The sequence below is a fragment of the Bacillus sp. P4_E1 genome, from assembly GCF_056401715.1.
Genome location: NZ_JBFUIV010000026.1, coordinates 1 through 24857 on the forward strand (window position 1 = coordinate 1; position 24857 = coordinate 24857).

Annotated in this window: 43 protein-coding genes and 1 rRNA gene; 2 read left to right on the forward strand and 42 right to left on the reverse strand. The window is 39.2% G+C overall.

The annotated features are described in order from the left end of the window. Window positions 1-157 (reverse strand): 16S ribosomal RNA (locus tag AC1DS7_RS25565); the annotation flags it as partial. Window positions 158-381: 224 nt separating this feature from the next. After that, a complete protein-coding gene (locus AC1DS7_RS25570) occupies window positions 382-600 on the reverse strand; it encodes a hypothetical protein (RefSeq protein ID WP_002139933.1) in 219 nt (72 codons plus the stop codon). A 192-nt stretch (window positions 601-792) separates the two neighbouring features. Between AC1DS7_RS25570 and pdaB the strand changes: the two genes are divergently transcribed. Next, window positions 793-1557: a polysaccharide deacetylase family sporulation protein PdaB gene (gene pdaB, locus AC1DS7_RS25575; protein ID WP_002029332.1), complete on the forward strand. Its 765-nt coding sequence runs from the start codon at window positions 793-795 to the stop codon at window positions 1555-1557. A 124-nt stretch (window positions 1558-1681) separates the two neighbouring features. Here pdaB and kbaA read toward each other — a convergent pair whose 3' ends face one another. After that, a complete protein-coding gene (kbaA, locus tag AC1DS7_RS25580; protein WP_476999288.1) occupies window positions 1682-2293 on the reverse strand; it encodes a KinB signaling pathway activation protein KbaA in 612 nt (203 codons plus the stop codon). 139 nt (window positions 2294-2432) lie between these two features. On the opposite strand from kbaA, the gene gerD reads away from it, so the two are divergent. After that, window positions 2433-3047 (forward strand): spore germination lipoprotein GerD, encoded by a 615-nt coding sequence (gerD, locus tag AC1DS7_RS25585; protein ID WP_002009716.1) that lies wholly within the window; start codon window positions 2433-2435, stop codon window positions 3045-3047. A 53-nt stretch (window positions 3048-3100) separates the two neighbouring features. On the opposite strand, the gene AC1DS7_RS25590 is transcribed toward gerD, so the two are convergent. The 39 genes from AC1DS7_RS25590 to rpsJ form a co-directional block, all read right to left on the reverse strand. Continuing rightward, window positions 3101-4168 carry an Mrp/NBP35 family ATP-binding protein gene (locus tag AC1DS7_RS25590; protein WP_002029334.1) on the reverse strand — a complete coding sequence of 356 codons (1068 nt, stop codon included), beginning with the start codon at window positions 4166-4168 and terminating at the stop codon, window positions 3101-3103. Between the two features lie 144 nt (window positions 4169-4312). After that, window positions 4313-5026 (reverse strand): N-acetylmuramoyl-L-alanine amidase CwlD, encoded by a 714-nt coding sequence (gene cwlD, locus AC1DS7_RS25595; protein ID WP_002009721.1) that lies wholly within the window; start codon window positions 5024-5026, stop codon window positions 4313-4315. A gap of 66 nt (window positions 5027-5092) precedes the next feature. Continuing rightward, window positions 5093-5521, reverse strand: coding sequence for a DUF2521 family protein (locus AC1DS7_RS25600; RefSeq protein ID WP_002029335.1), 429 nt, complete (start codon window positions 5519-5521; stop codon window positions 5093-5095). Window positions 5522-5683: 162 nt separating this feature from the next. Next, window positions 5684-6076: a 30S ribosomal protein S9 gene (gene rpsI, locus AC1DS7_RS25605; protein ID WP_002009728.1), complete on the reverse strand. Its 393-nt coding sequence runs from the start codon at window positions 6074-6076 to the stop codon at window positions 5684-5686. A gap of 21 nt (window positions 6077-6097) precedes the next feature. Then, window positions 6098-6535, reverse strand: coding sequence for a 50S ribosomal protein L13 (gene rplM, locus AC1DS7_RS25610; RefSeq protein WP_002029337.1), 438 nt, complete (start codon window positions 6533-6535; stop codon window positions 6098-6100). Between the two features lie 152 nt (window positions 6536-6687). Beyond that, on the reverse strand, window positions 6688-7431 hold the full coding sequence (gene truA, locus AC1DS7_RS25615) for a tRNA pseudouridine(38-40) synthase TruA (protein ID WP_002139934.1): 744 nt from the start codon (window positions 7429-7431) through the stop codon (window positions 6688-6690). Between the two features lie 14 nt (window positions 7432-7445). Next, window positions 7446-8240 carry an energy-coupling factor transporter transmembrane component T family protein gene (locus tag AC1DS7_RS25620; protein ID WP_002124692.1) on the reverse strand — a complete coding sequence of 265 codons (795 nt, stop codon included), beginning with the start codon at window positions 8238-8240 and terminating at the stop codon, window positions 7446-7448. Then, window positions 8228-9109: an energy-coupling factor ABC transporter ATP-binding protein gene (locus AC1DS7_RS25625; protein WP_002124690.1), complete on the reverse strand. Its 882-nt coding sequence runs from the start codon at window positions 9107-9109 to the stop codon at window positions 8228-8230. The genes AC1DS7_RS25620 and AC1DS7_RS25625 overlap by 13 nt, the downstream gene beginning before the upstream one ends. Beyond that, window positions 9085-9927, reverse strand: coding sequence for an energy-coupling factor ABC transporter ATP-binding protein (locus tag AC1DS7_RS25630; RefSeq protein WP_016101318.1), 843 nt, complete (start codon window positions 9925-9927; stop codon window positions 9085-9087). Before AC1DS7_RS25630 ends, AC1DS7_RS25625 begins: the two co-directional genes overlap by 25 nt. A 107-nt stretch (window positions 9928-10034) precedes the next feature. Then, complete coding sequence (rplQ, locus tag AC1DS7_RS25635; RefSeq protein ID WP_000331490.1) at window positions 10035-10397, reverse strand: 50S ribosomal protein L17; 363 nt, start codon at window positions 10395-10397, stop codon at window positions 10035-10037. 35 nt (window positions 10398-10432) lie between these two features. Further along, window positions 10433-11377 (reverse strand): DNA-directed RNA polymerase subunit alpha, encoded by a 945-nt coding sequence (locus tag AC1DS7_RS25640; RefSeq protein ID WP_002091540.1) that lies wholly within the window; start codon window positions 11375-11377, stop codon window positions 10433-10435. Window positions 11378-11557: 180 nt separating this feature from the next. Next, window positions 11558-11947 carry a 30S ribosomal protein S11 gene (gene rpsK / locus AC1DS7_RS25645; RefSeq protein WP_002009745.1) on the reverse strand — a complete coding sequence of 130 codons (390 nt, stop codon included), beginning with the start codon at window positions 11945-11947 and terminating at the stop codon, window positions 11558-11560. A gap of 24 nt (window positions 11948-11971) precedes the next feature. Next, window positions 11972-12337, reverse strand: a complete 366-nt coding sequence (gene rpsM / locus AC1DS7_RS25650; RefSeq protein ID WP_002091539.1) for a 30S ribosomal protein S13 — start codon at window positions 12335-12337, stop codon at window positions 11972-11974. Window positions 12338-12358: 21 nt separating this feature from the next. Continuing rightward, the gene (rpmJ, locus tag AC1DS7_RS25655) at window positions 12359-12472 is read right to left on the reverse strand and encodes a 50S ribosomal protein L36 (protein WP_000868344.1); all 114 of its coding nucleotides are present in this window, start codon (window positions 12470-12472) and stop codon (window positions 12359-12361) included. A gap of 35 nt (window positions 12473-12507) precedes the next feature. After that, on the reverse strand, window positions 12508-12726 hold the full coding sequence (gene infA / locus AC1DS7_RS25660; protein WP_001029884.1) for a translation initiation factor IF-1: 219 nt from the start codon (window positions 12724-12726) through the stop codon (window positions 12508-12510). A gap of 68 nt (window positions 12727-12794) precedes the next feature. Next, a complete protein-coding gene (gene map / locus AC1DS7_RS25665) occupies window positions 12795-13541 on the reverse strand; it encodes a type I methionyl aminopeptidase (protein WP_002139936.1) in 747 nt (248 codons plus the stop codon). Beyond that, a complete protein-coding gene (locus AC1DS7_RS25670; RefSeq protein WP_002063428.1) occupies window positions 13541-14191 on the reverse strand; it encodes an adenylate kinase in 651 nt (216 codons plus the stop codon). The genes map and AC1DS7_RS25670 overlap by 1 nt, the downstream gene beginning before the upstream one ends. A 54-nt stretch (window positions 14192-14245) precedes the next feature. Beyond that, window positions 14246-15547 carry a preprotein translocase subunit SecY gene (gene secY / locus AC1DS7_RS25675; protein ID WP_002091534.1) on the reverse strand — a complete coding sequence of 434 codons (1302 nt, stop codon included), beginning with the start codon at window positions 15545-15547 and terminating at the stop codon, window positions 14246-14248. Beyond that, a complete protein-coding gene (rplO, locus tag AC1DS7_RS25680; RefSeq protein WP_002009754.1) occupies window positions 15547-15987 on the reverse strand; it encodes a 50S ribosomal protein L15 in 441 nt (146 codons plus the stop codon). The genes secY and rplO overlap by 1 nt, the downstream gene beginning before the upstream one ends. Window positions 15988-16020: 33 nt before the next feature. Next, window positions 16021-16203 (reverse strand): 50S ribosomal protein L30, encoded by a 183-nt coding sequence (gene rpmD, locus AC1DS7_RS25685; protein WP_001085231.1) that lies wholly within the window; start codon window positions 16201-16203, stop codon window positions 16021-16023. A gap of 13 nt (window positions 16204-16216) precedes the next feature. Next, the gene (gene rpsE, locus AC1DS7_RS25690) at window positions 16217-16717 is read right to left on the reverse strand and encodes a 30S ribosomal protein S5 (protein WP_002063426.1); all 501 of its coding nucleotides are present in this window, start codon (window positions 16715-16717) and stop codon (window positions 16217-16219) included. A gap of 21 nt (window positions 16718-16738) precedes the next feature. Beyond that, entirely contained in the window at window positions 16739-17101 is a 363-nt protein-coding gene (gene rplR, locus AC1DS7_RS25695; RefSeq protein WP_002009761.1) for a 50S ribosomal protein L18, read from the reverse strand. Window positions 17102-17132: 31 nt separating this feature from the next. After that, window positions 17133-17672 carry a 50S ribosomal protein L6 gene (gene rplF, locus AC1DS7_RS25700; RefSeq protein WP_002139937.1) on the reverse strand — a complete coding sequence of 180 codons (540 nt, stop codon included), beginning with the start codon at window positions 17670-17672 and terminating at the stop codon, window positions 17133-17135. Window positions 17673-17704: 32 nt separating this feature from the next. Then, window positions 17705-18103: a 30S ribosomal protein S8 gene (gene rpsH, locus AC1DS7_RS25705; RefSeq protein ID WP_002091529.1), complete on the reverse strand. Its 399-nt coding sequence runs from the start codon at window positions 18101-18103 to the stop codon at window positions 17705-17707. Window positions 18104-18132: 29 nt separating this feature from the next. Then, window positions 18133-18318: a 30S ribosomal protein S14 gene (gene rpsN, locus AC1DS7_RS25710; protein WP_001085700.1), complete on the reverse strand. Its 186-nt coding sequence runs from the start codon at window positions 18316-18318 to the stop codon at window positions 18133-18135. 33 nt (window positions 18319-18351) lie between these two features. Next, window positions 18352-18891 (reverse strand): 50S ribosomal protein L5, encoded by a 540-nt coding sequence (gene rplE / locus AC1DS7_RS25715; RefSeq protein ID WP_002091528.1) that lies wholly within the window; start codon window positions 18889-18891, stop codon window positions 18352-18354. Window positions 18892-18917: 26 nt separating this feature from the next. Continuing rightward, complete coding sequence (gene rplX / locus AC1DS7_RS25720; RefSeq protein WP_000558201.1) at window positions 18918-19229, reverse strand: 50S ribosomal protein L24; 312 nt, start codon at window positions 19227-19229, stop codon at window positions 18918-18920. Between the two features lie 38 nt (window positions 19230-19267). Further along, a complete protein-coding gene (gene rplN, locus AC1DS7_RS25725; RefSeq protein ID WP_002063420.1) occupies window positions 19268-19636 on the reverse strand; it encodes a 50S ribosomal protein L14 in 369 nt (122 codons plus the stop codon). A gap of 43 nt (window positions 19637-19679) precedes the next feature. Beyond that, a complete protein-coding gene (rpsQ, locus tag AC1DS7_RS25730) occupies window positions 19680-19943 on the reverse strand; it encodes a 30S ribosomal protein S17 (RefSeq protein ID WP_002091526.1) in 264 nt (87 codons plus the stop codon). A 20-nt stretch (window positions 19944-19963) separates the two neighbouring features. Continuing rightward, the gene (rpmC, locus tag AC1DS7_RS25735) at window positions 19964-20164 is read right to left on the reverse strand and encodes a 50S ribosomal protein L29 (protein WP_002091523.1); all 201 of its coding nucleotides are present in this window, start codon (window positions 20162-20164) and stop codon (window positions 19964-19966) included. Continuing rightward, the gene (gene rplP / locus AC1DS7_RS25740) at window positions 20154-20588 is read right to left on the reverse strand and encodes a 50S ribosomal protein L16 (protein ID WP_002063419.1); all 435 of its coding nucleotides are present in this window, start codon (window positions 20586-20588) and stop codon (window positions 20154-20156) included. Before rplP ends, rpmC begins: the two co-directional genes overlap by 11 nt. Before the next feature lies 1 nt (window position 20589). Beyond that, window positions 20590-21249, reverse strand: a complete 660-nt coding sequence (gene rpsC, locus AC1DS7_RS25745; RefSeq protein ID WP_002009771.1) for a 30S ribosomal protein S3 — start codon at window positions 21247-21249, stop codon at window positions 20590-20592. 3 nt (window positions 21250-21252) lie between these two features. Next, window positions 21253-21594 (reverse strand): 50S ribosomal protein L22, encoded by a 342-nt coding sequence (gene rplV / locus AC1DS7_RS25750; protein ID WP_002009773.1) that lies wholly within the window; start codon window positions 21592-21594, stop codon window positions 21253-21255. Window positions 21595-21611: 17 nt separating this feature from the next. Then, window positions 21612-21890: a 30S ribosomal protein S19 gene (gene rpsS / locus AC1DS7_RS25755; protein ID WP_000124452.1), complete on the reverse strand. Its 279-nt coding sequence runs from the start codon at window positions 21888-21890 to the stop codon at window positions 21612-21614. 60 nt (window positions 21891-21950) lie between these two features. After that, a complete protein-coding gene (gene rplB, locus AC1DS7_RS25760) occupies window positions 21951-22781 on the reverse strand; it encodes a 50S ribosomal protein L2 (RefSeq protein ID WP_002063418.1) in 831 nt (276 codons plus the stop codon). A 28-nt stretch (window positions 22782-22809) separates the two neighbouring features. After that, window positions 22810-23100 (reverse strand): 50S ribosomal protein L23, encoded by a 291-nt coding sequence (gene rplW / locus AC1DS7_RS25765; protein ID WP_001205557.1) that lies wholly within the window; start codon window positions 23098-23100, stop codon window positions 22810-22812. Continuing rightward, window positions 23100-23723, reverse strand: coding sequence for a 50S ribosomal protein L4 (rplD, locus tag AC1DS7_RS25770; protein ID WP_001127261.1), 624 nt, complete (start codon window positions 23721-23723; stop codon window positions 23100-23102). The genes rplW and rplD overlap by 1 nt, the downstream gene beginning before the upstream one ends. Before the next feature lie 25 nt (window positions 23724-23748). Further along, window positions 23749-24381 (reverse strand): 50S ribosomal protein L3, encoded by a 633-nt coding sequence (gene rplC, locus AC1DS7_RS25775; protein ID WP_000160209.1) that lies wholly within the window; start codon window positions 24379-24381, stop codon window positions 23749-23751. A 34-nt stretch (window positions 24382-24415) separates the two neighbouring features. Then, window positions 24416-24724 carry a 30S ribosomal protein S10 gene (gene rpsJ / locus AC1DS7_RS25780; RefSeq protein ID WP_001040595.1) on the reverse strand — a complete coding sequence of 103 codons (309 nt, stop codon included), beginning with the start codon at window positions 24722-24724 and terminating at the stop codon, window positions 24416-24418. Window positions 24725-24857 lie beyond the last annotated feature (133 nt).

Here is a 24857-nt window from a genome sequence, read left to right on the forward strand (position 1 = left end):
CCGGAGTTATCCCAGTCTTATGGGTAGGTTACCCACGTGTTACTCACCCGTCCGCCGCTAACTTCATAAGAGCAAGCTCTTAATCCATTCGCTCGACTTGCATGTATTAGGCACGCCGCCAGCGTTCATCCTGAGCCAGGATCAAACTCTCCAATAAAGTTAGTTTGTCTAGCATCTAAAAATAAAAATTGACGTTCACGTTGTTTGTTTCGTTCAGTTTTCAAAGAACTACTTAGTCGCTCATTTGCGACTTCCTTATGTTAACATCTTCATTTTTCGATGTCAACTAAGTTTTTTAATTTCTTTTTTGTCGTTTTCTGCGTTTCTGCATCAGCGACGTTTATTAATTTATCATATCCTTACTCTTAGCGTCAACACTTTTTAATAAAAAATTCTTTTTCTTACATAACGAATACATTCTTCCCTATTAGCAACTCTCCGAAATAAACAAAAAATGATTTTATACCTTTCTTCCATCGCCTTTTTTACAACGCTATGTATACGCTCATCTTCAAAATCAAATAAAAGTTCCTCTAACTCTCTCTTCAGTATGTATTCCATTTCTTTTTTCTCTTCCTTCGTCAACATAATCCCAAGCAAATTATCACCTCAATAACTCCTTACGTGTACCGATAAACGCCCCACTCATTTTCAATTATCAATAATGTATCACCAAAAACAAAATTCTATCACTCATTATATCCACCACTTACGATATTAATCCCTTGTTCTCTTTTTTAATTTTAAAGCATATATGTAACTGAAAAGGATTGGACAAAGGGGCGTAATATTATGTTTTTCTTTTTTATTACGAGTAAAAGAACATTTAAACACATTAGCTTAATAGTCGTACTTTCCTTATTTACAGCATGGCTACTCTTTTTAAAAACATATTCACATGAATCTGCTTTTTCAACTGCTACTGGCCCTAAAGTGATTTACAAAGGGGACACTGCAAAAAAACAAGTTGCATTCACGTTTGACATTAGCTGGGGGGACAAAAAAGCTATTCCAATCCTTAATACACTCAAAGAAAGAGAAATTAAGAATGCAACCTTCTTTCTCTCTGCTGCATGGGCTGAAAGACACCCTGATATTGTCGAACGCATCATGAAAGATGGACATGAGATTGGTAGTATGGGCTATAATTACACATCCTACACTTCACTAGAAGCAAATGAAATACGACGAGATCTTTTGCGGGCACAAGATGTTTTTACGAAACTTGGCGTAAAACAAGTCAAGCTATTACGTCCACCTAGTGGCGATTTTAACAAAACAACTCTTAAAATAGCGGAATCACTCGGATACACCATCGTTCATTGGAGTAACAATTCAAATGACTGGAAAAATCCCGGCGTAAATAAAATCATTTCCACAGTCTCTAGCAATTTAAAGGGTGGAGATATCGTCTTATTACATGCTTCTGATTCTGCCCTTCAAACAAATAAGGCTTTACCATTACTCTTACAAAAATTAAAGAGCGACGGATATGAACAAACATCTGTATCACAACTTATTTCCAACACAAGTACAAAAAGTGAAGATATTAAGTAGTTCCTTTCTACACGGTTCTTCACACATAAAAAGCTCTGCTATCTTTTGTTAAGATAGCAGAGCTTTTTTATCCTAGCATTTACAGACGATAAGAATCTGGATAATTAAAAATCCACTCTCCTCATTAAGCTGACTTACTCTTTTGTGCAATTAAACGATGCAATACAAGTAACTGATATGAATTACATAATAAAAGTGGTATCACCATTAAATATAACCAATCTGTATCATTAATCCGGAGCGCTGGTACCCATTCAAGAATTGTTACAACAACCATAAAGAACAGAGCGGGAACAAATGCTTTTTTATTCGTTTCTTTACTCTTTATATAAGCGACAATTGCCCCAAACACAAATAACATCCCAGCAACAAGTATGTTATTCCCTAATGAAACTTCCCCATTTGCAACAAGTACTGACCTTAAATAAACGAAATCAAATAATACGAACGCAATAAAGAACAGTTGCACTGTATTCCATAAAGAAGATGACCGAAACATCCCTAATCCAAAACGATGGATCGTTAAATACGCAAAGAACCCCATTTGACTTATAACACTAAAAATAAATCCTACGCCCATCAACCAAAAGGAAATTGCTAAAATCTCTTTTCCGTCGAAATTTTGAAAAAATTTAGCGTACTTGTCCCACTCTAAAACAAAACCAATAAAGACTGTGCTAATCCCACCAAGAAACAACGTCGTAAAAAATAGTCGTACCCACTTGCGGCTATTCACAACACATCCCCCATTATTCTTATATTTCTAATTAAATTGTAACAATGACAATTTCAAAAAGCTAGCCATGTTAATGTATAAATTCCTTAAAGAGATTTATATTAAAAAAAGAGAACTTTGCTGAAAGGAGCTCCAACTTATGAAACGGATGCTGCTCGTTTTGATTTCTTCTTTTCTATTTATAGCACTAGCGGCATGTGCACAAGAAAAAGAAGCAAAATCCGAACTTGATTATGATCAAACAAAAAAAATGATTGTTGATATTTTAAAAACCGATCAAGGAAAAAAAGCGATCCAAGATGTATTAACTGATGAAAAAATGAAACAAGCACTCATACTAGATGAAACAGTAGTAAAGAAAACGATTGAAGATGCACTGGTATCTGAAAAAGGGCAACAATTCTGGGAAAAGCTCTTTAAAGACCCTGAGTTCTCATCGAAATTTGCTAAAAGTATGGGAAAAGAACAAACAAACTTAATGAAAACTTTACTAAAAGATCCTGAATACCAATCAGGTGTTATAGAGATTATGAAAAATCCTGAAGTAGAGAAAATTATGTTACAAACAATGAAGAGTAAAGAATATCGTCAATATTTACAGCAAGTACTAACTGAAACTGCCGAAAGTCCTCTCTTCCAAGCTAAGATGATTGACATCATTAGTAAAGGTGTACAAAAAGCCGAAAAAGGTGGGTCTGATAAGAAAGGCGCAGGTGGTGAAGGCGGTTCTCAAGATGGGAACAAAGAACAATAATAAAAATTATAGCACTGAGTGGACAATGTATATATTGTCCACTCATTACTACTTTAGTTTTGCGCGACAGCTGTTTTATCAATAACTGTCTCAGCTATCGTACGATAAATGAGACCCGTTGTATGTGTATCTTCATATACTGACGGCGCAAAGTCCTCTTTATTCCAATCAGGTTGTTGAAGTGGAATTCGGCCAAGTATATCCGTTTGGAGTTCCGTAGCCAATTTATCTCCTCCACCTCTTCCAAACACATACTCTTTTTCACCAGTTGCTTTACTTTCAAAATACGCCATATTTTCAACAACACCAAGAATACTATGTTCTGTACGTAAAGCCATGGCTCCAGCGCGCGCTGCTACAAATGCCGCTGTTGGATGCGGCGTTGTTACAATAATCTCTTTACAAGCCGGCAACATCGAATGTACATCTAAAGCAACATCACCCGTACCTGGTGGTAGGTCCAATACTAAGTAATCTAAATCACCCCACTCTACTTCTGTGAAAAAGTGATTTAACATTTTCCCAAGCATCGGTCCTCTCCAAATAACAGGTGCGTTATCTTCTACAAAGAATCCCATTGAGATTACTTTCACGCCTAGACGCTCCACTGGTATTATCTTATCACCTCTTACGATTGGACGTTTTTCTATACCCATCATATCCGGTACACTAAAACCGTAAATATCCGCGTCAATGATACCAACCTTTTTGCCTAAACGAGCTAAAGCAATTGCAAGGTTAACAGAAACAGTTGATTTCCCTACTCCACCTTTTCCACTTGCCACTGCTAAAAATGTTGTATTTGAGTTCGGTGATAATAAGGATTCACTTTTCTCTTCCTCTTGCGGTGGTGCAAACTGAGCTAATTCCTCTTCTGTAAATTCTGCAAAACGAAGTCCAACTGTTGTTGCTCCAAGTTCTTTTACTAACTTTACAATTCCAGACTGCAACTGCATTTGTTCCGCTGTACCCGTCTTTACAATTGCAATTTTAACACTTACATGTTCCTTCTCAGGTTTGACTGTCACCTCTTTAATTGCATTTGTTTCTTTTAACGTTTTATGTATAAACGGATCTACAATCCCTTCCAATGCTTCCACTACCTGCTCTTTTGTTACCATAATTAGCCCAGCCCCCTGTATGAAAAATAACGTATTGTTAATTAAATTTATCTCTCTTTATTTTTGAAATAAATGCGTTTACATTTCCAGTATAACATATTTTCGGAAAACTTCGTTAACGAGAGAAACTCGAAAAAATCCTCCTTATTCTGGAGGATTTCCTTTTTCCGTAAAATAACGTAATATACCACGATATATTGCAGCAGCTACTTTTTGTTGGTATTTCTCCGAATTTAACATATATCTTTCATTCACATTCGATAAAAAGCCAGCCTCAATTAAAGCACCTGGTGTTTTGGCATACTTCAATAAATACACGTGAGGAATTGTTTTAGCAGAACGATTCGTATTTTCTAAGCTTGTTCTCAATTCAGCCTGTATAAATTTCGCAGCCCGTTCATTTTCAATCGAAGAACGATAGTAGAACGTTTGTGCGCCCTTAGATCCACTACTAGTTAGGGCATTTAAATGAATACTCGCAAAAAAGTCTACATCAGGCTTATTAATGATCTCAACACGCTTTTTTAAATCCTCTGCTTTACGTCTACTATATGACTTTGTATCTTTATTAGCTAAATCATAATCTCCTTCACGCGTTAAAATAACTAAAGCACCTTGTTCTTGTAAATAATCTTGTACCTTTTTTGTAATCTCAAGTGTAATATCTTTTTCTACAATATCCTTTCCACCAACAGCCCCTCCGTCTGGCCCACCATGCCCAGCATCTAGTACAATCACTTTCCCTGATAAGGGTAAATTCCAAGCTCGCCACGATTTTGTAATTTGAAATTCTTGTTTAACTAAAAAAAACAAAACAACCGCAGCGAGCGCAAAAGAGATAATTCGAATTCTCTTCATACCTTTCCTCCTCCAGCTAGTCCCTCTAATTACTTATATGGGACAAGAGGAAAGTTTATGCTTGTCTTAGTGTAGCTTTAATCGATATCTTCTTTCGCCTTTTTCATAGCCTTCCTGCCACCACAAGCCGATAAACTGCTGGCAAGATTCAAAAAGCAATTCCTCGTCTTGCAACTTAATTTCACGTATAGTCATACTCGTTAAAAATTGAAATAACGTTTCAGTTAATTGTTGTTCTTCTTCTAAAGCCCTATATTTTACATCAAAGAATGATTCGCCATGATAACCAAATTTACTGTATCTCGCTCCTAATAAATAAGATTCTATCCCTAGTTCAATGCAATAATCTTCATACTGACGATGAAGTTCTTGCATCTGAAAGGCATCACGAATATTTAAACGCAATGTTTTTAATGATAATTCTCGCAGCATCTTCCGCTCGTATTTTAACTGCTTTTCTTTTTGTTTTTCTTGTAAGCTGACAATGACATTCATAGTACTTATAAACCTCCCTAATACGTATTAGTCTAAACTTCTAAAGAAGAAGCATACGTAGGACGGTAGCACTAAAATATTCCAAGCTAAAAAAATTACAAAAGAAGAATTAAACATAAAAAAACCCCAACCAAAATGGTTGGGGTTTGTAGTTCGCAAAAATTAACGTTTTGAGAACTGAGGTGCACGACGTGCGCCTTTAAGACCGTATTTTTTACGCTCTTTCATACGTGCGTCACGAGTTAATAGACCCGCACGTTTTAATGTTAGACGGTATTCTGGATCAGCTTTTAATAAAGCGCGAGAAATACCGTGACGAATAGCACCAGCTTGACCAGTGTATCCACCACCATTTACGTTTACAAGTACATTGTAGTTACCTAAAGTTTCTGTTGCAACTAGAGGTTGTTTCACTACTTCACGTAATGCAGCAAATGGGATATAGTTTTCAAAATCACGACCGTTAATAATAACGCGTCCTTCGCCTGGAACTAGGCGTACGCGCGCTACTGAACTCTTACGACGTCCAGTGCCATAGTATTGAACCTGTGCCAAAGTAAGCCCTCCTTTAATTAATTATCCGCGAAGTTCGTAAACTTCTGGTTGTTGTGCTTGGTGTGGATGCTCTGCTCCAGCATACACGTTTAATTTCTTAGACACTTGACGTCCTAAACGTCCTTTTGGAAGCATGCCTTTAATTGCAAGCTCTAACATTTGTACAGGGTAGTTTGTACGCATTTCTAGAGCTGTTCTTTGCTTAAGTCCACCTGGGTGGTTAGTGTGACGGTAGTAAATTTTATCGTTTAATTTATTACCTGTTAAATGAATTTTCTCAGCGTTAATAATAATTACATGATCACCCGTGTCAACGTGTGGTGTAAATGTTGGTTTGTGTTTACCACGTAAAATGGATGCTACTTCAGTAGATAGGCGACCTAAAGTTTGACCTTCAGCATCAACCACATACCATTTACGCTCAACTTCGTTAGCTTTTGCCATAAAAGTCGTACGCATGTGTTTCCCTCCTCGTTATCTTTTCCATAGAAAAAATCTATTGTTTATCTTAAACACGATTTCCTTCCGGGGCTAATCGTGGTTTTAGAAACAATACCATATGTTATGATATACTTTTGAGTTTCTAATGTCAAGCAAATGTTACACCAGGATTAGTTGTTATAGTTTACCTGCCATAAGTAAAGTCCATGACCTGGAGCCATCTTTCCAGCAAACTGGCGATTTTGTTTCGCTAAAATCTCTGGAATACTATCCGGATCAAGCTTTCCTTGACCTACGCTAAGTAACGTACCAACAATAATTCTGACCATATTATATAAAAATCCATTACCTACAAAGCGAAAAATTAATTCATCGTCTTGCTCAATTAATTCGATTTCATAAATTGTTCGAACTTTATCTTTTTTGTCAGTTTTTGCCGAACAAAAAGAAGTAAAGTCATGCGTTCCAATAAAATAAGGAATCGCTTTTCTTATAGAGTTTATTTCGAGCGGATATGGATATTGATATACGTAATTTCTACGGAATACATCCGCAGTCTTTGATAATAATACACGATAGCGATATTCTTTTTTCTCGACACCGTAACGTGCATGAAATTCTTCTGTTTTCTTCTCTACCTGCCTGATAATAATATCATCCGGCAACATTGTATTTAAAGCATTACTCCATTGCCACTCTTCAAGAGACAAAGGTGTATCAAAGTGTATCACTTGTCCTTTGGCGTGAACGGTAGAATCCGTTCTTCCTGATGCCTGCACACGAACAAGTTCTCCTTTATGCAACTTCTGCAATGCTTTCTCTATTTCTTGTTGAACAGTCCGATGATGTGGTTGAATTTGGTAACCACAAAAATGAATGCCATCATATGCAACTGTACATTTTATTCTTTCCATTTCTCTATTCTCCATTACGACCGCACCCATGCCAAAATACAAGCTAAACAAAGTAAGCTTACAATTGTTACTGTATCACTTATTTTCCAGCGTAGTTGCCTAAATTTAGTACGTCCTTCGCCACTTTTATATCCACGAGATTCCATCGCAATCGCTAAGTCCTCTGCACGCTTAAAAGCACTGATAAATAATGGAACGAGTAGTGAGATAATAGCTTTCATCCTATCTTTTATCGGTCCCCCGGCGAAATCAATGCCACGTGACGCTTGTGCTTTCATAATTTTACTCGTTTCATCCATTAATGTCGGGATAAAACGTAGTGAAATTGACATCATTAATGCGATTTCATGAACAGGAACTTTTATACGCTTGAACGGCTTTAATAACGTCTCCAACCCATCTGTAATTTCAATAGGTGTCGTCGTTAACGTTAATAATGTCGTCATTAAAATAATAACGAAGAATCGTATAGAAATGTATATCCCTTGCTCTAATCCTTTTTCATGTATCGAAAACCAACCAAGCTGGAATAGTACTTCCCCTTCTTTATTTGTAAAAATATGCAGGAAAAATGTAAAAAGAAAAATCCACAGAATTGGTTTTAAGCCCGAAAGTACATAACGAATCGGCACTTTTGCAAAAAATAAAGCAATGAGTGCATATAAAAATAAAAATCCATATGAAATCGCATTATTTGCTAAGAAAACAACAAATACATATAAAAAGACAATCAACAGCTTCGTACGAGGATCAAGTTGATGAATGAGTGACTGACCTGGAATATATCTCCCAATAATCAACTGCTGCATGATTCATGACCACCTTTTCGTAACACCTGTACAACTTCATGAGTAAGATCCTCTAAAGATAAGGTAGCCTTCGAAATTGAAATACCAAACTTCTCTTCAATTGCACGTTTATACTTTAAAGACATTGGAAGATCCACACCGATTTGTTCTAATTCATCAGCATATGAAAATACTTCCTCTGCTCTTCCTTGCAAAAAGACCGTTCCTTTATGCATGACCACTATTTGATCTGCATACTTAGCGGCATCCTCCATATTATGGGTAACAAGAATGACTGTAAGCCCCTGTTCCTTATGCAAATTGTAAAACATCTCCATGAGCTCGTGCTGTCCTTTTGGATCAAGCCCTGCTGTAGGTTCATCTAATACAAGCACTTCGGGTTCCATCGCAAGTACGCCTGCTATTGCAACACGCCTCATTTGCCCACCGCTTAATTCAAACGGAGAACGTGCTAATAACTCTATGTCCAATCCAACAAGCTGGATTGCATCTTTCGCCTTTTGTTTTGCCTCTTCTTCAGATACACCAAAATTAGTAGGTCCAAAACAAATGTCCTTTTCAACTGTTTCTTCAAATAGTTGATGTTCTGGAAACTGAAAGACAACCCCTACTTTTTTTCGTAGCGGCTTAAGTTTTTTCTCTTTCTTCCCTGCTGAAATTAAATGTTCACCAATTTGAACCGTACCATTTGTCGGCTGCAATAAACCATTTAAATGTTGAATCATCGTCGACTTACCTGAACCAGTATGACCGATAATGGCATAATAGCCCCCACTTGGAAACGACACGTCTACATCATAAAGTGCGCGTCTTTCAAATGGAGTTTTATATTGATAACGATGTTCTACTTTTTGGAATGTAATCTCCAAAGTTCGTTCACCAAGCTTTCCATTGTAAGATGCGTATTTTGCAAGTGAATTTCATTTCTTTTTAATAATTCTGCTATTTTCACCGAAAAAGGTACATCTAATCCAATCTCTTGGAGCATATGAGAGGATTTGAAAATTTGCTCTGGAGTACCTTCCTCTAATATTTCTCCCTTGTTCAAAATAATAATACGGTCTGACTGTGCCGCTTCTTCTAAATCGTGCGTAATCGATAACACCGTAATACCCTTTTGATTAACAAGTTGTCTGACCGTTTCTACTACTTCACGTCTCCCCTGAGGGTCTAACATTGAAGTTGCTTCATCTAGTATTAAAATAGATGGCTGAAGTGCTAGAACACCTGCTATTGCGACTCGCTGCTTTTGTCCACCAGATAACGAATGGGGTTCTTCATTTAAAAAATCTTCCATACGGACAAGTTGCAGAGCTTGTTCTAGTCTTTCTATCATCTGCTCCCTTGGCATTCCGATGTTCTCTAGGCCGAATACAACGTCATCTTGTACTGTCGTTCCAACAAATTGATTATCTGGATTTTGAAATACCATCCCAATTTTCTTTCGAACATCCCATACTGTTTCCTCTGATAAAATCATTGTATCATTTAAAGTAATTGTCCCTGATTCCGGTAAAAATAAGCCATTCAATAATTTTGCAAGTGTAGACTTCCCTGAACCATTTTGTCCAATAACAGATACCCATTCTCCTTCATATAAGGAAAACGAAACATCTTTTAATGCATAAGAGGCTGCCCCAGGATATTGAAATGATATATTTTCTGTCCGAAGTTTCTCTTTTTTCAATACAAGGCACCCTTTCTTTCGTCAAGTTAGCCTATCTTTTTATACTTAAAAAAAAAAGGGCCATGACCAGTTACTTGAAAAGAACTGTCCTGCCCTTTTAATCATCATTATACTAACTCGATAATTACCATTGGTGCTGCGTCTCCGCGACGTGGACCAATTTTTGCAATACGAGTGTATCCGCCTTGGCGCTCAGCATAGCGTGGAGCTACATCAGCGAATAATTTTTGAAGTGCATCTTGACCAGTCTCAGCGTTAGCAACCTCATTACGGATGAAAGCTGCTGCTTGACGACGAGCATGAAGATCTCCGCGTTTACCTAAAGTGATCATTTTTTCCACTACAGAACGAAGTTCTTTTGCACGAGTTTCTGTCGTTTGGATGCGCTCGTTGATAATTAAATCAGTAGCTAAATCACGTAACATAGCTTTACGTTGCGCACTTGTACGGCCTAATTTTCTGTATGCCATTCGTAGTTCCCTCCTTTGTTGATGGGTTTAAATCCTCAGTCGTCTTTACGTAAACCTAAACCTAATTCCTCAAGTTTATGTTTAACTTCTTCTAAGGATTTACGTCCTAAGTTACGAACTTTCATCATATCTTCTTCTGTTTTGTTCGCAAGCTCTTGTACAGTATTAATTCCTGCACGTTTTAGGCAATTATAAGAACGAACAGAAAGATCTAGTTCTTCGATAGTCATCTCAAGAACTTTTTCTTTTTGATCTTCTTCCTTCTCGACCATAATCTCAGCATTTTGTGCTTCGTCAGTTAAACCAACAAAGATATTTAAATGCTCAGTTAAGATTTTGGCACCTAAAGAGATAGCTTCTTTTGGCCCGATGCTTCCATCCGTCCATACATCAAGCGTAAGCTTATCATAATTAGCCACTTGTCCGACACGTGTCTTTTCCACTTGGTAAGTCACACGTGATACTGGAGTATAAATAGAATCAATAGGAATTACTCCTATTGGTTGATCTTCGCTTTTATTTGCAACAGCTGGCGTATACCCACGGCCACGCTTTGCAGTTAAACGCATGCGGAAATGCGCATTTTTTGCTAACGTTGCAATGTGTAAATCTGGATTTAAGATTTCAACATCACTATCGTGAGTAATATCAGCAGCTGTGACAATACCTTCGCCCTGTACATCGATTTCCAACGTCTTCTCTTCTTCAGAGTAGATTTTAAGAGCTAACTTTTTCAAGTTTAAGATCATCGTAGTAACATCTTCTACTACGCCCTCAACTGTTGAAAATTCGTGTAAAACGCCATCGATTTGGATAGCAGTTACAGCGGCACCAGGGAGTGAGGATAAAAGAATACGACGTAAGGAGTTACCCAAAGTAGTACCATATCCACGCTCAAGCGGTTCAATCACGAATTTGCCATACTTAGCATCTTCGTTAAGTTCAACCGTTTCGATTTTCGGTTTTTCGATTTCAATCATTAACTAAACCCTCCTTCAAAACGTCGAAACCCCGGTTAAACAAAGGAAGAACCCCTGTTTAACCGAAAGTCCCCCTTAGGCAGTTCCCGATTGTGCACAACAAGCGATGTTTCTGTACGAAATTTCTCGATAATGCATCATATCCATTATAGACAAAAGGGAAAATTCTATACAGAAAAATTACACACGACGACGTTTTGGTGGACGACATCCATTATGAGGAACTGGAGTAACATCTCTAATTGCTGTTACTTCTAGACCTGCCGCTTGAAGAGCACGAATTGCAGCTTCACGACCAGCACCAGGACCTTTAACAGTAACCTCTAAAGTTTTTAAACCATGCTCCATTGCAACTTTAGAAGCAGCTTCAGCAGCCATTTGCGCAGCGAATGGAGTAGATTTACGAGATCCACGGAAACCAAGTGCACCAGCACTAGACCAAGAAAGTGCGTTACCATGAGTATCTGTAAGTGTTACGATTGTGTTGTTGAAAGTAGAACGAATATGAGCTATACCAGCTTCAATATTCTTTTTCACACGTTTTTTACGAGTGTTTGTTTTACGTGCCATTGTTAGTTCAACCTCCTTTACTTATTATTTCTTTTTATTTGCTACTGTACGACGTGGACCTTTACGTGTACGAGCATTGTTTTTAGAGTTTTGACCACGAACTGGTAAACCACGACGGTGACGAAGACCACGGTAAGAACCGATCTCCATTAGACGTTTAATGTTAAGAGATACTTCACGACGAAGGTCTCCCTCAACTTTAATACGATCGATGATATCACGGATACGTCCTAATTCATCTTCCGATAAATCACGAACTCGTGCTTCCGAAGAAATACCAGCTTCTGTAATGATTTTTTCAGCAGTTGGGCGACCAATGCCGAATACGTAAGTTAAAGAAATAACAACGCGCTTGTCACGAGGAATATCTACACCTGCGATACGTGCCATTCTGAATGCACCTCCTTCTGATTAACCTTGTTTTTGTTTATGTTTAGGGTTTTCACAAATAACCATTACTTTTCCACGTCTACGAATAACTTTACATTTTTCGCAGATTGGTTTAACTGACGGTCTTACTTTCATGTCTCGAACCTCCTTAAAGATTACGGAGTGCTATATTATTTAAAACGGTACGTAATACGACCACGATTTAAATCGTACGGAGATAATTCTACCGTAACTTTGTCTCCTGGTAAAATACGAATGAAGTTCATACGGATTTTACCAGAAACGTGAGCCAATACGACATGCCCATTCTCTAATTCTACTTTGAACATAGCATTTGGCAACGTTTCAAGAACGGTACCTTCGACTTCAATTACATCATCTTTAGCCATTCAATAGTTCTCCCTTCTTCAAATCAGTAACATTTTACACTGCTCTGAAATCCCGGAGAGCCAGCTACTTATAAAGTGGTAAGGATTTCGTATCCTGCTTCTGTAAGAGCAATCGTGTGCTCAAAATGGGCACACCATTTACCATCTACCGTTACCACTGTCCAGTCATCAGATAGTGTTTTTACATATCGTCTTCCTTGATTCACCATCGGCTCAACACAGATGACCATTCCCGGCTTTAATCTAGGGCCTCTATTTGGTGGACCATAGTGCGGGATTTGAGGGTCCTCATGTAAGTCTTGCCCGATTCCGTGACCAACATACTCCCTAACGATCGAGAACCCATTCTCTTCAGCATGTGTTTGAACCGCATGCGAGATATTTGATAATCTTTCGCCTGGTTTTACTTGTTCTAGACCAAGATACAACGATTTTTCTGTGACATCAAGTAGCTTTTGAACAGATTCAGAAATGTTTCCAACTGGATACGTCCATGCAGAATCTCCATGGTACCCATTGTATTTCGCACCAATATCGATACTGATGATATCGCCCTCTTCGAGCTTACGCTTCCCTGGAATCCCGTGTACAAGCTCTTCATTTACAGAAGCACAAATGCTCCCCGGAAATCCGTTGTATCCTTTAAAAGATGGCGTAGCACCATATTTTCGAATCGTCTTTTCCGCTATTTGATCGAGCTCTTTCGTTGTAATTCCTGGAGTAATATGTTGTTTCAACTCTTGATGAGTTAAAGCAACGATCCTGCCAGCTTCTCGCATGATTTCTATCTCGCGAGAAGTTTTGCAGATGATCATTAAGCTAAGCCTCCGATGAGAACATCGATATCAGCAAATACTTTATTGATATCTTGCTCACCATTAATGCTTTGTAAGTAGCCAAGCTCCTCGTAGAAATCAAGCAAAGGTTTTGTTTGCTTAATATTTACATCTAAACGATTTGCTACAGTTTCTTCATTGTCATCAGAGCGTTGATATAATTCGCCACCACATTTATCGCACACATCAGCTTTTGCTGGCGGATTGAATTCTAAGTGGTAAGTTGCACCGCATTCTTTACAAATGCGACGACCTGTAAGGCGTGTTAATAACAATCCTGAATCCACATTAATGTTTAAAACATAGTCGATTTTTTTGCCAAGATCTTTCATAATCTCTTCAAGAGCTGATGCTTGTGCAACAGTTCGTGGGAAACCATCTAATAAGAAGCCTTTAATACAGTCTTCTTGGCTTAAACGTTCACGAACAATTCCAATTGTAACTTCATCTGGAACAAGCGCACCTTTATCAATAAAAGATTTTGCTTGTAAACCAAGTTCAGTTTCAGCCTTCATAGCTGCACGGAACATATCTCCTGTTGAGATGTGAGGGATGTTATACTTGGCAACAATCTGTTCGGCTTGTGTACCTTTACCAGCACCAGGAAGCCCCATTAAAATCAAGTTCATCCTTGTTCCCCCTCAGTACATGAGCATGTAGGGAAGACAGTTCTTCCCACTTACTCACTGCTTGATAAACCCTTTGTAATGGCGTTTTACCAATTGGCTTTCTAGCTGCTTCATTGTTTCTAAAGCAACGCCGACAACGATTAACATACTCGTTCCACCAATCTGTGCAGATGGAGGAAGATTTCCCAATTTCGTAAAGATAACTGGTAAGATTGCAATCGCTGCTAGGAAAATTGATCCCACAAAGGTCAAACGATACAAGATTTTTGTTAGATATTGTTCTGTATTCTTACCCGGACGAATACCTGGAACATATCCACCTTGCTTGTTTAGATTCTCTGACATTTGCTCTGGATTAACCTGAACAAATGCATAGAAGTATGTGAAGGCTACAATGAGCGCAACATATATGATCATTCCCACTGGGTGAGAATAGTTAAAGTTTGCAATAATCCACTGCGATACATCATGTTTCGGGAAGAACTGTGCAATAGTTGGAGGCGTAATTAAGAATGAAACAGCAAAAATGACTGGAATAACACCCGCACTATTTACCTTAAGTGGTAAATGAGTGTTTTGTGCTCCAGCATGATTCCCATTCCCTCCTGTTACACGCTTCGCGTATTGAATTGGGATCTTTCTAACAGCCTGTTGAATGAAAATAACACCAACAATAACTGCTAGCACAGCTAGTAAAATCAATGCAACTTTAACGATACTCATGAACAATTGATCTCCGATATTTTGAAACTGTTGTTGATACACTTGAGATATAACACTTGGGATCGCTGCGGCAATACCACCAAAGATAAGAATGGAAATACCATTACCTACACCTTTAGATGTAATCTGTTCACCTAACCACATTAAAAATGCAGTACCAGCAGTCAGTACCGTAGCAATGTATAAATAAGTGCTCCAACCTGGATTCAAAATTAATTGCCCACCTACCATACCGTTAAAACCGATTGACATACCAAACCCCTGAATAAACGCAAGAACAATTGTAAAGTAACGCGTGAATTGCGTTAGTTTACGACGGCCCATTTCGCCTTGCTTCGACCATTCCGAAAATTTAGGAACAACATCCATCTGCAATAATTGCACGATGATGGATGCTGTAATATACGGCATGATTCCCATCGCGAAGATGGAGAAGTTCTTCAAGGCGCCACCGCCAAATGTATTTAGGATACCTAAGGCATTTAATTGATCTTGTGCTTTCAGTACGTCTCCATTTGTAAATGGCACTGGGATAAACGTGCCAATCCTGAATACGACTAACATCGCTAAAGTGAATAATATTTTACGTCTTATCTCAGCAACGCGCATAAAGTTGGAGATTGTACGAAACATTAGATCACCTCAACTGATCCGCCAGCTGCTTCAATTGCTTCTTTAGCACTTGAAGAGAACTTGTGCGCTTTAACAGTTAATTTTTTCTCTACTGCTCCGCTTGCAAGAATTTTAACACCGTCGTTTAACTTGCTGATAACGCCAGTTTCCAGCAATAATTCAGGTGTTACTTCTGTACCATCTTCAAAACGATTTAACGTTGATAAGTTTACAATAGTAAACTCTTTACGGTTAATGTTTGTGAAGCCGCGTTTTGGTAAACGACGGAATAGTGGAGTTTGACCACCTTCGAAGCCAAGACGAACACCGCCGCCAGAACGTGCGTTTTGTCCTTTATGACCTCTACCAGCAGTTTTACCGTTACCAGAACCGATACCACGACCGACACGGTTACGTACTTTACGAGAACCTTCTGCAGGTTTTAATTCATGAAGTTTCATTCCCAGGCACCTCCTTATATTAATGAGTTATCCTTAAGCTTCTTTTACAGTTATAAGGTGAGAAACTTTGTTGATCATACCAAGAATAGCAGGAGTTTCTTCCTTAACTACAGTTGAATTCAACTTTTTAAGACCTAAAGCTTCTACCGTCGCACGTTGATCTTGTGGACGACCAATTACACTACGAGTGAGGGTAATTTCTAACTTTTTCGCCATTTGTTTTCCCTCCTTAACCTAGTAGCTCTTCTACAGATTTACCGCGTAATTTTGCAACATCTTCAGCGCGCTTAAGTTCGCTTAATCCGTTCACAGTAGCGCGAATCATGTTGATTGGTGTGTTAGTACCAAGAGATTTCGAAAGAATATCTTGTACACCAGCTAATTCTAGTACCGCACGAACAGGTCCACCAGCAATAACACCAGTACCCTCAGCAGCAGGTTTTAAGAATACTTCACCAGCTCCAAAATGACCGTTGATTGTATGTGGAATTGTTGTACCAACTAATGGTACTGCGATTAGGTTTTTCTTAGCGTCTTCGATAGCTTTACGGATTGCGTCTGGTACCTCTTGTGCTTTACCAGTACCGAATCCAACATGACCGTTTTTATCGCCAACTACAACTAGTGCAGCAAAGCGGAAACGACGACCACCCTTAACAACTTTCGCGACACGATTTATCGTAACTACACGTTCTTCAAGTTCTAATTTACTTGGGTCAATGCGTTGCATCAATTTTCCCTCCTTTGACCATTAAAATTGTAATCCAGCCTCACGAGCAGCTTCAGCTAGAGCTTTAACACGGCCATGGTATAAGTAACCACCGCGATCAAATACTACTTCTTTAACGCCTTTCTCTACAGCACGCTTAGCAACTGATTCTCCAACTTTCGTAGCAGCTTCAGTATTGCTAGTACCGTTAAGAGCAAGGTCTTTATCAAGAGTAGATGCACTTACTAATGTTACACCATTTACATCATCAATAACTTGAGCGTAAATATGTTGGTTAGAACGGTACACGTTTAAACGTGGACGTTCTGCAGTACCAGTAAGTTTAGCACGTACACGTGCATGTCTTTTCTTACGAGTCGCATTTTTAGCAGCTTTAGTGATCATTCTTGTCACTCCTTTCTTTCACCTAACGGGTTTACTTAGCAGTTTTACCTTCTTTACGACGAACAACTTCGCCTTCGTAACGAATACCTTTACCTTTATATGGCTCAGGAGCACGTACAGCACGGATGTTAGCAGCAAATTCGCCAACACGTTGCTTGTCGATACCTTTAATTACGATTTTAGTTGGTACAGGTACTTCAACTTCAAGTCCTGCTTCTGGAGTCATTTCTACTGGATGAGAATAACCTACGCTTAAAACAAGTTTATCACCTTGTTTTTGAGCACGGTAACCAACACCGACTAATTCAAGTCCGCGTGCAAAACCTGTAGTTACACCTTCAACCATGTTTCCGATTAAAGCACGAGTTGTACCGTGTAATGCACGGTGTTCCTTCTGTTCAGATGGACGCTCAACTGTTAGTGTATTTTCTTCAATTTTGATAGACATATCAGTTTTGAAAGTACGAGTTAATTCACCTTTAGGGCCTTTTACTGTTACAGTATTGTCTTCTGCAATTGTAATAGTAACACCTGCAGGGATTTCAAGAATCTTTTTACCAATACGAGACATGTGGTCACACCTCCGTTCGTTTTAAATATATATTACCAAACGTATGCTACTACTTCTCCACCAGTTTGTAATTGACGAGCATCTTTGTCTGTCATTACTCCCTTAGATGTAGAAACAAGAGCGATACCTAATCCGTTAAGTACACGAGGTACTTCATCAGCTTTTGCGTAAACGCGTAAGCCAGGTTTACTGATACGCTTTAATCCAGTGATTACACGTTCATTGTTTGCACCATATTTCAGGAAAATACGAAGGATACCTTGTTTGTTATCCCCGATGTATTCTACATCACGAATGAAACCTTCACGTTTTAAAAGATCAGCGATCTCTTTTTTGATTTTAGAAGCAGGAACCTCTAATTTCTCATGACGTACCATATTCGCATTACGGATGCGAGTAAGCATGTCTGCAATTGGATCTGTCATCACCATGTGTTTTACCTCCTTCCCATTTGTGGGTTTTACCAACTAGCTTTTTTAACACCAGGAATTTGACCTTTATATGCAAGTTCACGGAAACAAATACGGCAAAGCTTAAATTTGCGGTATACAGAATGCGGACGACCGCAGCGTTCGCAACGTGTATACTCTTGTACTTTAAACTTAGGAGTACGCTTTTGTTTCGCGATCATAGATTTTTTAGCCACGTTTTCGCCTCCTCTACTTAGCGTTGGCTTCCATTATTTTTGGAATGGCATACCGAATTGTGTTAAAAGTTCACGAGCTTCTTCATCAGTTTTCGCTGTAGTAACGATTACGATGTCCATACCTCGGACTTTACTTACTTTATCATAATCAATCTCAGGGAAAATTAGTTGCTCTTTAACACCTAATGTGTAGTTCCCACGACCATCGAATGATTTCTTAGAAACACCACGGAAATCACGTACACGTGGTAAAGAAACTGATACTAATTTGTCGAAGAACTCATACATTTGCTGACCGCGTAAAGTTACTTTCGCACCGATTGGCATACCTTCACGAAGACGGAAACCAGCGATTGATTTTTTAGCGCGAGTTACAACAGGTTTTTGACCTGCGATTTGAGTTAATTCTTCTACTGCATTGTCTAAAGCTTTTGAGTTAGATACCGCGTCACCAACACCAGTGTTGATTACGATCTTTTCGATTTTCGGTACTTCCATCACAGATTTATAGTTAAACTTGCTCATTAGAGCAGGAGTAATTTCCTTTTGGAACTTCTCTTTAAGGCGATTCAATGAAGTGACCTCCTTTCTTAAGAAAATTATTTATCTAATAATTCACCAGATTTTTTTGCAATACGCACTTTTTTACCATCTTCTACTTTGAAGCCTACGCGAGTAGGTTCGCCTGTTTTCGGATCTAATACCATAACATTAGAAACGTGAATAGGTGCTTCTTTCGTAATAATTCCACCTTGTGGATTTAATTGAGATGGCTTAGAGTGTTTTTTAACGATGTTAACACCCTCAACGATAACACGGTTTTGCTTTGGGAAAGCCACAAGGATAACACCTTGTTTTCCTTTGTCTTTACCAGTGATTACCTGAACTTTATCACCTTTTTTTACATGCATCTTAATTCTGCACCTCCTTAGCAAGGCAATACCTTAATTTATAGAACTTCTGGAGCTAAAGAAACGATCTTCATGAAGTTGCTATCACGTAATTCACGAGCTACTGGTCCGAAGATACGAGTACCACGTGGGCTCTTATCGTCTTTGATGATAACCGCTGCGTTTTCATCAAATTTAATGTAAGAACCGTCCGGACGACGAGCTCCGCTCTTCGTACGTACCACTACTGCCTTAACAACGTCACCTTTTTTAACAACGCCACCTGGTGTTGCTTGTTTTACCGTAGCAACGATAATATCACCAATATAAGCATATTTACGACCAGAGCCGCCTAATACTTTAATTGTTAAAAGTTCGCGGGCACCAGAGTTGTCAGCAACTTTCAAACGAGATTCTTGTTGGATCATGTTATGAAACCTCCCTTCGGACTAAAAATTCCGATTCGTCTATTTAGATAACAACCGCTTCTTCAACGATTTCAACTAAACGGAAACGCTTAGTAGCAGAAAGCGGGCGAGTTTCCATGATTTTAACGATATCGCCAAGTTTCGCTTGGTTTTGCTCATCATGGGCTTTATACTTTTTAGAATACTTAACACGTTTTCCGTATAAGGAATGAGTTTTGTAAGTTTCAACTAAAACTGTAATCGTTTTGTCCATTTTGTCAGAAACAACACGACCAGTATAAACTTTGCGTTGGTTACGTTCGCTCACTATGCAAACCTCCCCTCAATTTATCGATTAATTCCGATCTCTCTTTCACAAACTACAGTTTTCATACGAGCAATCGCTTTACGTACTTCACGGATGCGAGTTGGGTTCTCTAATTGTCCTGTAGCAAGTTGGAAGCGAAGATTAAACAACTCTTCCTTTAAAGCTTTAACTTTTGTTTCGATTTCGGCAGTGGTTAATTCACGAATATCATTAGTTTTCATTAGATTCACCACCATTTTCTTCACGTTTTACGAATTTACATTTCACAGGTAACTTGTGAGCTGCAAGACGTAATGCTTCGCGTGCTACCTCTTCAGATACACCCGCAATTTCAAACATAATTTTCCCAGGTTTTACTACTGCTACCCAGCCTTCTGGTGCCCCTTTACCGGAACCCATACGTACTTCTAGAGGTTTTGCAGTGTAAGGTTTAGAAGGGAAAATTTTAATCCATACTTTACCGCCACGTTTCATGTGACGAGTCATTGCACGACGAGCAGCTTCGATTTGACGGTTTGTAATCCATGAAGCAGCTAGTGCTTGTAAACCGAATTCACCAAAAGCGATTTCAGTTCCACCTTTTGCACGACCACGCATTTTACCACGATGCTCTCTACGATATTTTACGCGTTTAGGCATTAACATATTATTTTCCTCCTTCCTCAGAAGCTTTCTTTTTTGTAGGAAGGACTTCTCCACGGTAGATCCATACTTTTACGCCTAATTTACCGTATGTTGTATCAGCTTCAACTGCTGCATAGTCAATATCAGCGCGAAGTGTATGAAGTGGAACAGTTCCTTCACTGTAAGATTCTGCACGAGCGATATCAGCTCCGCCAAGACGACCAGAAACCTGTGTTTTAATACCTTTTGCTCCTGCACGCATAGCACGTTGAATAACTTGCTTTTGTGCACGACGGAATGATACACGGTTTTCTAATTGACGAGCGATGTTTTCGCCTACTAATTTAGCGTTAAGATCAGCTCTCTTAACTTCTAAAATGTTAATGTGTACACGCTTGCCTGTTAATTGGTTAAGAGCTTTACGAAGTGCTTCAACTTCAGTACCACCTTTACCAATTACCATACCAGGTTTTGCAGTGTGAATTGTAACATTTACACGATTTGCTGCACGTTCGATTTCTACTTTAGCAACAGCAGAATCTTTTAAGCGTACAGTAATGTACTCACGGATTTTGATGTCTTCATGTAATAACGTAGCATAATCTTTCTCAGCGAACCAACGAGATTCCCAGTCGCGGATAATACCGACACGAAGACCAATTGGATTAACCTTCTGACCCATCGATTATCCCTCCTTCTTTTCTGATACCACAACTGTGATGTGGCTTGTGCGTTTGTTAATTTGGCTTGCACGACCCATTGCACGTGGACGGAAACGTTTCAACGTTGGACCTTCGTCAACGAAGACTTTTTCAACAACTAGGTTGTTAATATCCATCTCATAATTGTGCTCTGCATTTGCGATTGCAGATTTTAAAACTTTTTCTACAACTGGAGAAGCAGTTTTTGGTGTGTGGTTAAGGATAGCAATCGCTTCACCCACTTGCTTACCTCGGATTAAGTCTACTACTAAACGAACCTTACGAGGAGCAATACGAACTGTTCTCACTACTGCTTTAGCTTGCATTGAAGTGCCTCCTCTCATTATCTTCTAGTTTTCTTATCGTCAGCAAGGTGACCTTTATACGTACGAGTTGGTGCGAATTCACCTAACTTATGGCCAACCATATCCTCAGTGATGTACACAGGTACGTGTTTACGACCATCATATACAGCAATTGTATGTCCGATGAACTGAGGGAAGATTGTTGAACGGCGAGACCAAGTTTTAACAACTTGTTTTTGCTCAGATGCAACTAATTTTTCCATTTTGTTCATTAAGTGATCATCGACAAATGGTCCTTTTTTTAAGCTACGAGCCATTTTGGTGCCTCCCTTCGTGATTGGCGTACGGTTCTTGAAATGAACCGTACTACAATCCCATTATTTTTTACGACGACGAACGATAAATTTATCAGACGCTTTGTTTTTCTTACGAGTCTTGAATCCAAGAGTTGGTTTACCCCATGGAGACATTGGAGACTTACGTCCGATTGGAGAGCGACCTTCACCACCACCGTGTGGGTGATCAACCGGGTTCATTACAGAACCACGAACTGTTGGGCGCTTACCTAACCAGCGAGAGCGACCTGCTTTACCGATTTTGATAAGTTCGTGTTGTTCGTTACCAACTTGACCGATTGAAGCGCGACAAGCAGATAATACTAAACGTACTTCACCAGAAGTTAAACGTACAAGTACGTATTTTCCTTCTTTACCAAGTACTTGAGCAGATGTACCAGCAGAACGAACTAATTGTCCGCCACGACCAGGCTTAAGCTCGATGTTATGAACAACAGTACCTACTGGAATGTTGATTAATGGTAATGCGTTACCGATTTTAATGTCAGATTCAGGACCAGACATAACTTCCATACCTACTTCTAAAGTTTTAGGAGCAAGAATGTAACGTTTTTCACCGTCAACGTAGTTAATTAATGCGATATTCGCAGAGCGGTTTGGATCGTATTCGATCGTAGCAACGCGTCCTGGAATTCCATCTTTGTTACGCTTAAAGTCGATGATACGGTATTGACGCTTATGTCCGCCACCTTGATGACGTACAGTAATTTTACCTTGGTTATTACGACCAGCCTTTTTGCTTAAAGGAGCAAGTAAAGACTTTTCCGGTCTGTCGGTCGTGATTTCAGCGAAATCATTCGTAGTCATGTTACGACGACCGTTAGTAGTTGGATTATACTTTTTAATTCCCATCTCAATTTCCCTCCTTCTTTAGTAAGAATTAAACGCCTTGGAAGATTTCGATTTCTTTGCTGTCAGCAGTTAGCTTAACGATTGCTTTACGACGACGGCTAGTAAAACCAGCGTGACGACCAACACGTTTTGCTTTCGGCTTGTAGTTCATGATATTTACTTTGTCTACATTAACACCAAAGATCGCTTCTATAGCGTCTTTAACCTCTGTTTTATTAGATTTAACGTCCACGTCGAACGTGTATTTTTTTTCAGCCATCATTTCCATAGAACGTTCAGTGATAACTGGGCGCTTAATGATATCACGAGGATCTCTCATTATGCAAGCACCTCCTCTACTTTTTCCACTGCCGCTTTTGTCATGATTAGCTTATCATGATGAAGCACATCTAGCACGTTTACGCCATCAGCAGTGATTACTGTTACTCCAGGGATATTGCGAGCAGATAACTCTACAGATTCGTTTGCATCAGCAGTTACGATAAGAGCTTTCTTCTCAACAGTTAATCCTTTAAGTACTGCTACCATGTCTTTTGTTTTTGGTGCATTTAACACTAGGTCCTCAAGAACTACAATGTTGTTCTCAACTACTTTAGTAGCTAATGCAGATTTGATTGCTAAACGACGAACTTTCTTAGGAAGTTTGTACGCATAGCTTCTTGGTGTAGGTCCGAATACCGTACCACCACCACGCCATTGAGGAGAGCGGATAGAACCTTGACGAGCACGTCCAGTTCCTTTTTGACGCCATGGTTTACGACCACCACCGCGAACTTCAGAGCGAGTTTTTACTTTGTGTGTACCTTGACGTAAAGATGCACGTTGCATCATTACAGCTTCAAATAGTACAGCTTCATTTGGTTCGATACCGAAAATAGCTTCAGCTAATTCGATTTCACCAACCTGTGAACCAGTTTGGTTATATACAGTAACTTTTGGCATTGGAATTCCTCCTTCCTATTGTGAATTATTTGCTAACCTTCACAGCGCCTTGAACAACTACAAGAGATTTCTTAGCACCTGGAACGTTACCTTTTACTAGTAATAAGTTGCGCTCAGTGTCAACTTGAACGATTTCTAAGTTTTGGATAGTAACTTGGTCTCCACCCATACGTCCAGCAAGTTTTTTGCCTTTGAATACACGGTTCGGAGCAACTGGCCCCATTGAACCTGGACGACGGTGATAGCGAGAACCATGAGACATAGGTCCGCGAGATTGTCCGTGGCGTTTAATAACACCTTGGAAACCTTTACCTTTAGAAATTCCTGTTACGTCAACGATTTCACCTGCAGCGAAAACTTCAACTTTTACCTCTTGACCAACCTCTAATCCGTCCACGTCTGCATCGCGGATTTCGCGAATGAAGCGCTTAGGAGTTGTAGATGCTTTAGCAGTGTGGCCTTGTTCAGGTTTGTTAGTTAACTTTTCACGTTTATCTTCAAATCCTAACTGAATTGCGTTGTAGCCATCAGTTTCAGTTGTTTTCTTTTGAAGAACAACGTTTGGATTAGCAGCGATTACCGTTACTGGGATTAACTCACCGTTCTCAGCAAATACTTGAGTCATACCGATCTTTCTTCCTAAGATTCCTTTGGTCATGAGTTACACCTCCTACATTTTTAAGTTATATGAATTATAGTTTGATTTCGATATCTACACCAGATGGTAAATCTAAACGCATTAATGAATCTACTGTTTGCGGAGTAGGACTCACGATGTCGATTAGACGTTTGTGTGTGCGCATTTCGAATTGTTCACGAGAATCTTTGTACTTATGAACAGCACGAAGAATTGTGTAAATAGTCTTCTCAGTTGGTAATGGGATCGGACCAGAAACTGTTGCCCCAGAACGCTTAGCTGTTTCTACAATTTTCTCAGCTGATTGATCAAGAATACGGTGATCATAAGCTTTTAAACGGATACGAATTTTTTCTTTTGCCATTATTTTCCCTCCTTCGTTCGCCTATTTCTAAAATAGACCTTCTCCATGGAAATTTCCCCACACCATGCCATGGCAAAGCGGCCGGGTGTGTCAGCAACCTTCCACTTCATCGCAGTCAAAGACCAACATTGTC

Coding starts and splice junctions, on each gene's coding strand:
- AC1DS7_RS25640 (WP_002091540.1), bottom strand. CDS start 11,377: ATGATTGAAATCGAAAAACCGAAAATCGAAACGGTTGAACTTAACGAA.
- rpsK (WP_002009745.1), bottom strand. CDS start 11,947: ATGGCACGTAAAACAAACACTCGTAAAAAACGTGTGAAAAAGAATATT.
- rplN (WP_002063420.1), bottom strand. CDS start 19,636: ATGATCCAACAAGAATCTCGTTTGAAAGTTGCTGACAACTCTGGTGCC.
- secY (WP_002091534.1), bottom strand. CDS start 15,547: ATGTTTCGTACAATCTCCAACTTTATGCGCGTTGCTGAGATAAGACGT.
- rpmD (WP_001085231.1), bottom strand. CDS start 16,203: ATGGCGAAAAAGTTAGAAATTACCCTCACTCGTAGTGTAATTGGTCGT.
- rpsJ (WP_001040595.1), bottom strand. CDS start 24,724: ATGGCAAAAGAAAAAATTCGTATCCGTTTAAAAGCTTATGATCACCGT.
- rplW (WP_001205557.1), bottom strand. CDS start 23,100: ATGAGAGATCCTCGTGATATCATTAAGCGCCCAGTTATCACTGAACGT.
- map (WP_002139936.1), bottom strand. CDS start 13,541: ATGATCATCTGCAAAACTTCTCGCGAGATAGAAATCATGCGAGAAGCT.
- cwlD (WP_002009721.1), bottom strand. CDS start 5,026: ATGAAGAGAATTCGAATTATCTCTTTTGCGCTCGCTGCGGTTGTTTTG.
- infA (WP_001029884.1), bottom strand. CDS start 12,726: ATGGCTAAAGATGATGTAATTGAAGTCGAAGGTACCGTTCTTGAAACG.
- rpsH (WP_002091529.1), bottom strand. CDS start 18,103: ATGGTGATGACAGATCCAATTGCAGACATGCTTACTCGCATCCGTAAT.
- rplP (WP_002063419.1), bottom strand. CDS start 20,588: ATGTTAATGCCTAAACGCGTAAAATATCGTAGAGAGCATCGTGGTAAA.
- pdaB (WP_002029332.1), top strand. CDS start 793: ATGTTTTTCTTTTTTATTACGAGTAAAAGAACATTTAAACACATTAGC.
- AC1DS7_RS25600 (WP_002029335.1), bottom strand. CDS start 5,521: ATGAATGTCATTGTCAGCTTACAAGAAAAACAAAAAGAAAAGCAGTTA.
- rplM (WP_002029337.1), bottom strand. CDS start 6,535: ATGCGTACGACTTTTATGGCAAAAGCTAACGAAGTTGAGCGTAAATGG.
- rpsC (WP_002009771.1), bottom strand. CDS start 21,249: ATGGGTCAGAAGGTTAATCCAATTGGTCTTCGTGTCGGTATTATCCGC.
- AC1DS7_RS25670 (WP_002063428.1), bottom strand. CDS start 14,191: ATGAACTTGATTTTAATGGGGCTTCCTGGTGCTGGTAAAGGTACACAA.
- AC1DS7_RS25590 (WP_002029334.1), bottom strand. CDS start 4,168: ATGGTAACAAAAGAGCAGGTAGTGGAAGCATTGGAAGGGATTGTAGAT.
- rplQ (WP_000331490.1), bottom strand. CDS start 10,397: ATGGCATACAGAAAATTAGGCCGTACAAGTGCGCAACGTAAAGCTATG.
- rplD (WP_001127261.1), bottom strand. CDS start 23,723: ATGCCAAAAGTTACTGTATATAACCAAACTGGTTCACAGGTTGGTGAA.
- AC1DS7_RS25620 (WP_002124692.1), bottom strand. CDS start 8,240: ATGCAGCAGTTGATTATTGGGAGATATATTCCAGGTCAGTCACTCATT.
- rplB (WP_002063418.1), bottom strand. CDS start 22,781: ATGGGAATTAAAAAGTATAATCCAACTACTAACGGTCGTCGTAACATG.
- rpsM (WP_002091539.1), bottom strand. CDS start 12,337: ATGGCACGTATCGCAGGTGTAGATATTCCTCGTGACAAGCGCGTTGTT.
- rplC (WP_000160209.1), bottom strand. CDS start 24,381: ATGACCAAAGGAATCTTAGGAAGAAAGATCGGTATGACTCAAGTATTT.
- rpsE (WP_002063426.1), bottom strand. CDS start 16,717: ATGCAACGCATTGACCCAAGTAAATTAGAACTTGAAGAACGTGTAGTT.
- rpmJ (WP_000868344.1), bottom strand. CDS start 12,472: ATGAAAGTAAGACCGTCAGTTAAACCAATCTGCGAAAAATGTAAAGTT.
- truA (WP_002139934.1), bottom strand. CDS start 7,431: ATGGAAAGAATAAAATGTACAGTTGCATATGATGGCATTCATTTTTGT.
- rplV (WP_002009773.1), bottom strand. CDS start 21,594: ATGCAAGCTAAAGCAGTAGTGAGAACAGTTCGTATTGCTCCTCGTAAG.
- rpmC (WP_002091523.1), bottom strand. CDS start 20,164: ATGAAAACTAATGATATTCGTGAATTAACCACTGCCGAAATCGAAACA.
- rplX (WP_000558201.1), bottom strand. CDS start 19,229: ATGCATGTAAAAAAAGGTGATAAAGTTCAGGTAATCACTGGTAAAGAC.
- rpsS (WP_000124452.1), bottom strand. CDS start 21,890: ATGGCTCGTAGCTTAAAAAAAGGACCATTTGTCGATGATCACTTAATG.
- rplF (WP_002139937.1), bottom strand. CDS start 17,672: ATGTCTCGTATTGGTAAAAAGATTCTTGAAATCCCTGCAGGTGTTACT.
- rplO (WP_002009754.1), bottom strand. CDS start 15,987: ATGAAACTTCATGAATTAAAACCTGCAGAAGGTTCTCGTAAAGTACGT.
- rplR (WP_002009761.1), bottom strand. CDS start 17,101: ATGATCACTAAAGCTGCTAAAAATGCGACTCGTAAGAAAAGACATGCA.
- gerD (WP_002009716.1), top strand. CDS start 2,433: ATGAAACGGATGCTGCTCGTTTTGATTTCTTCTTTTCTATTTATAGCA.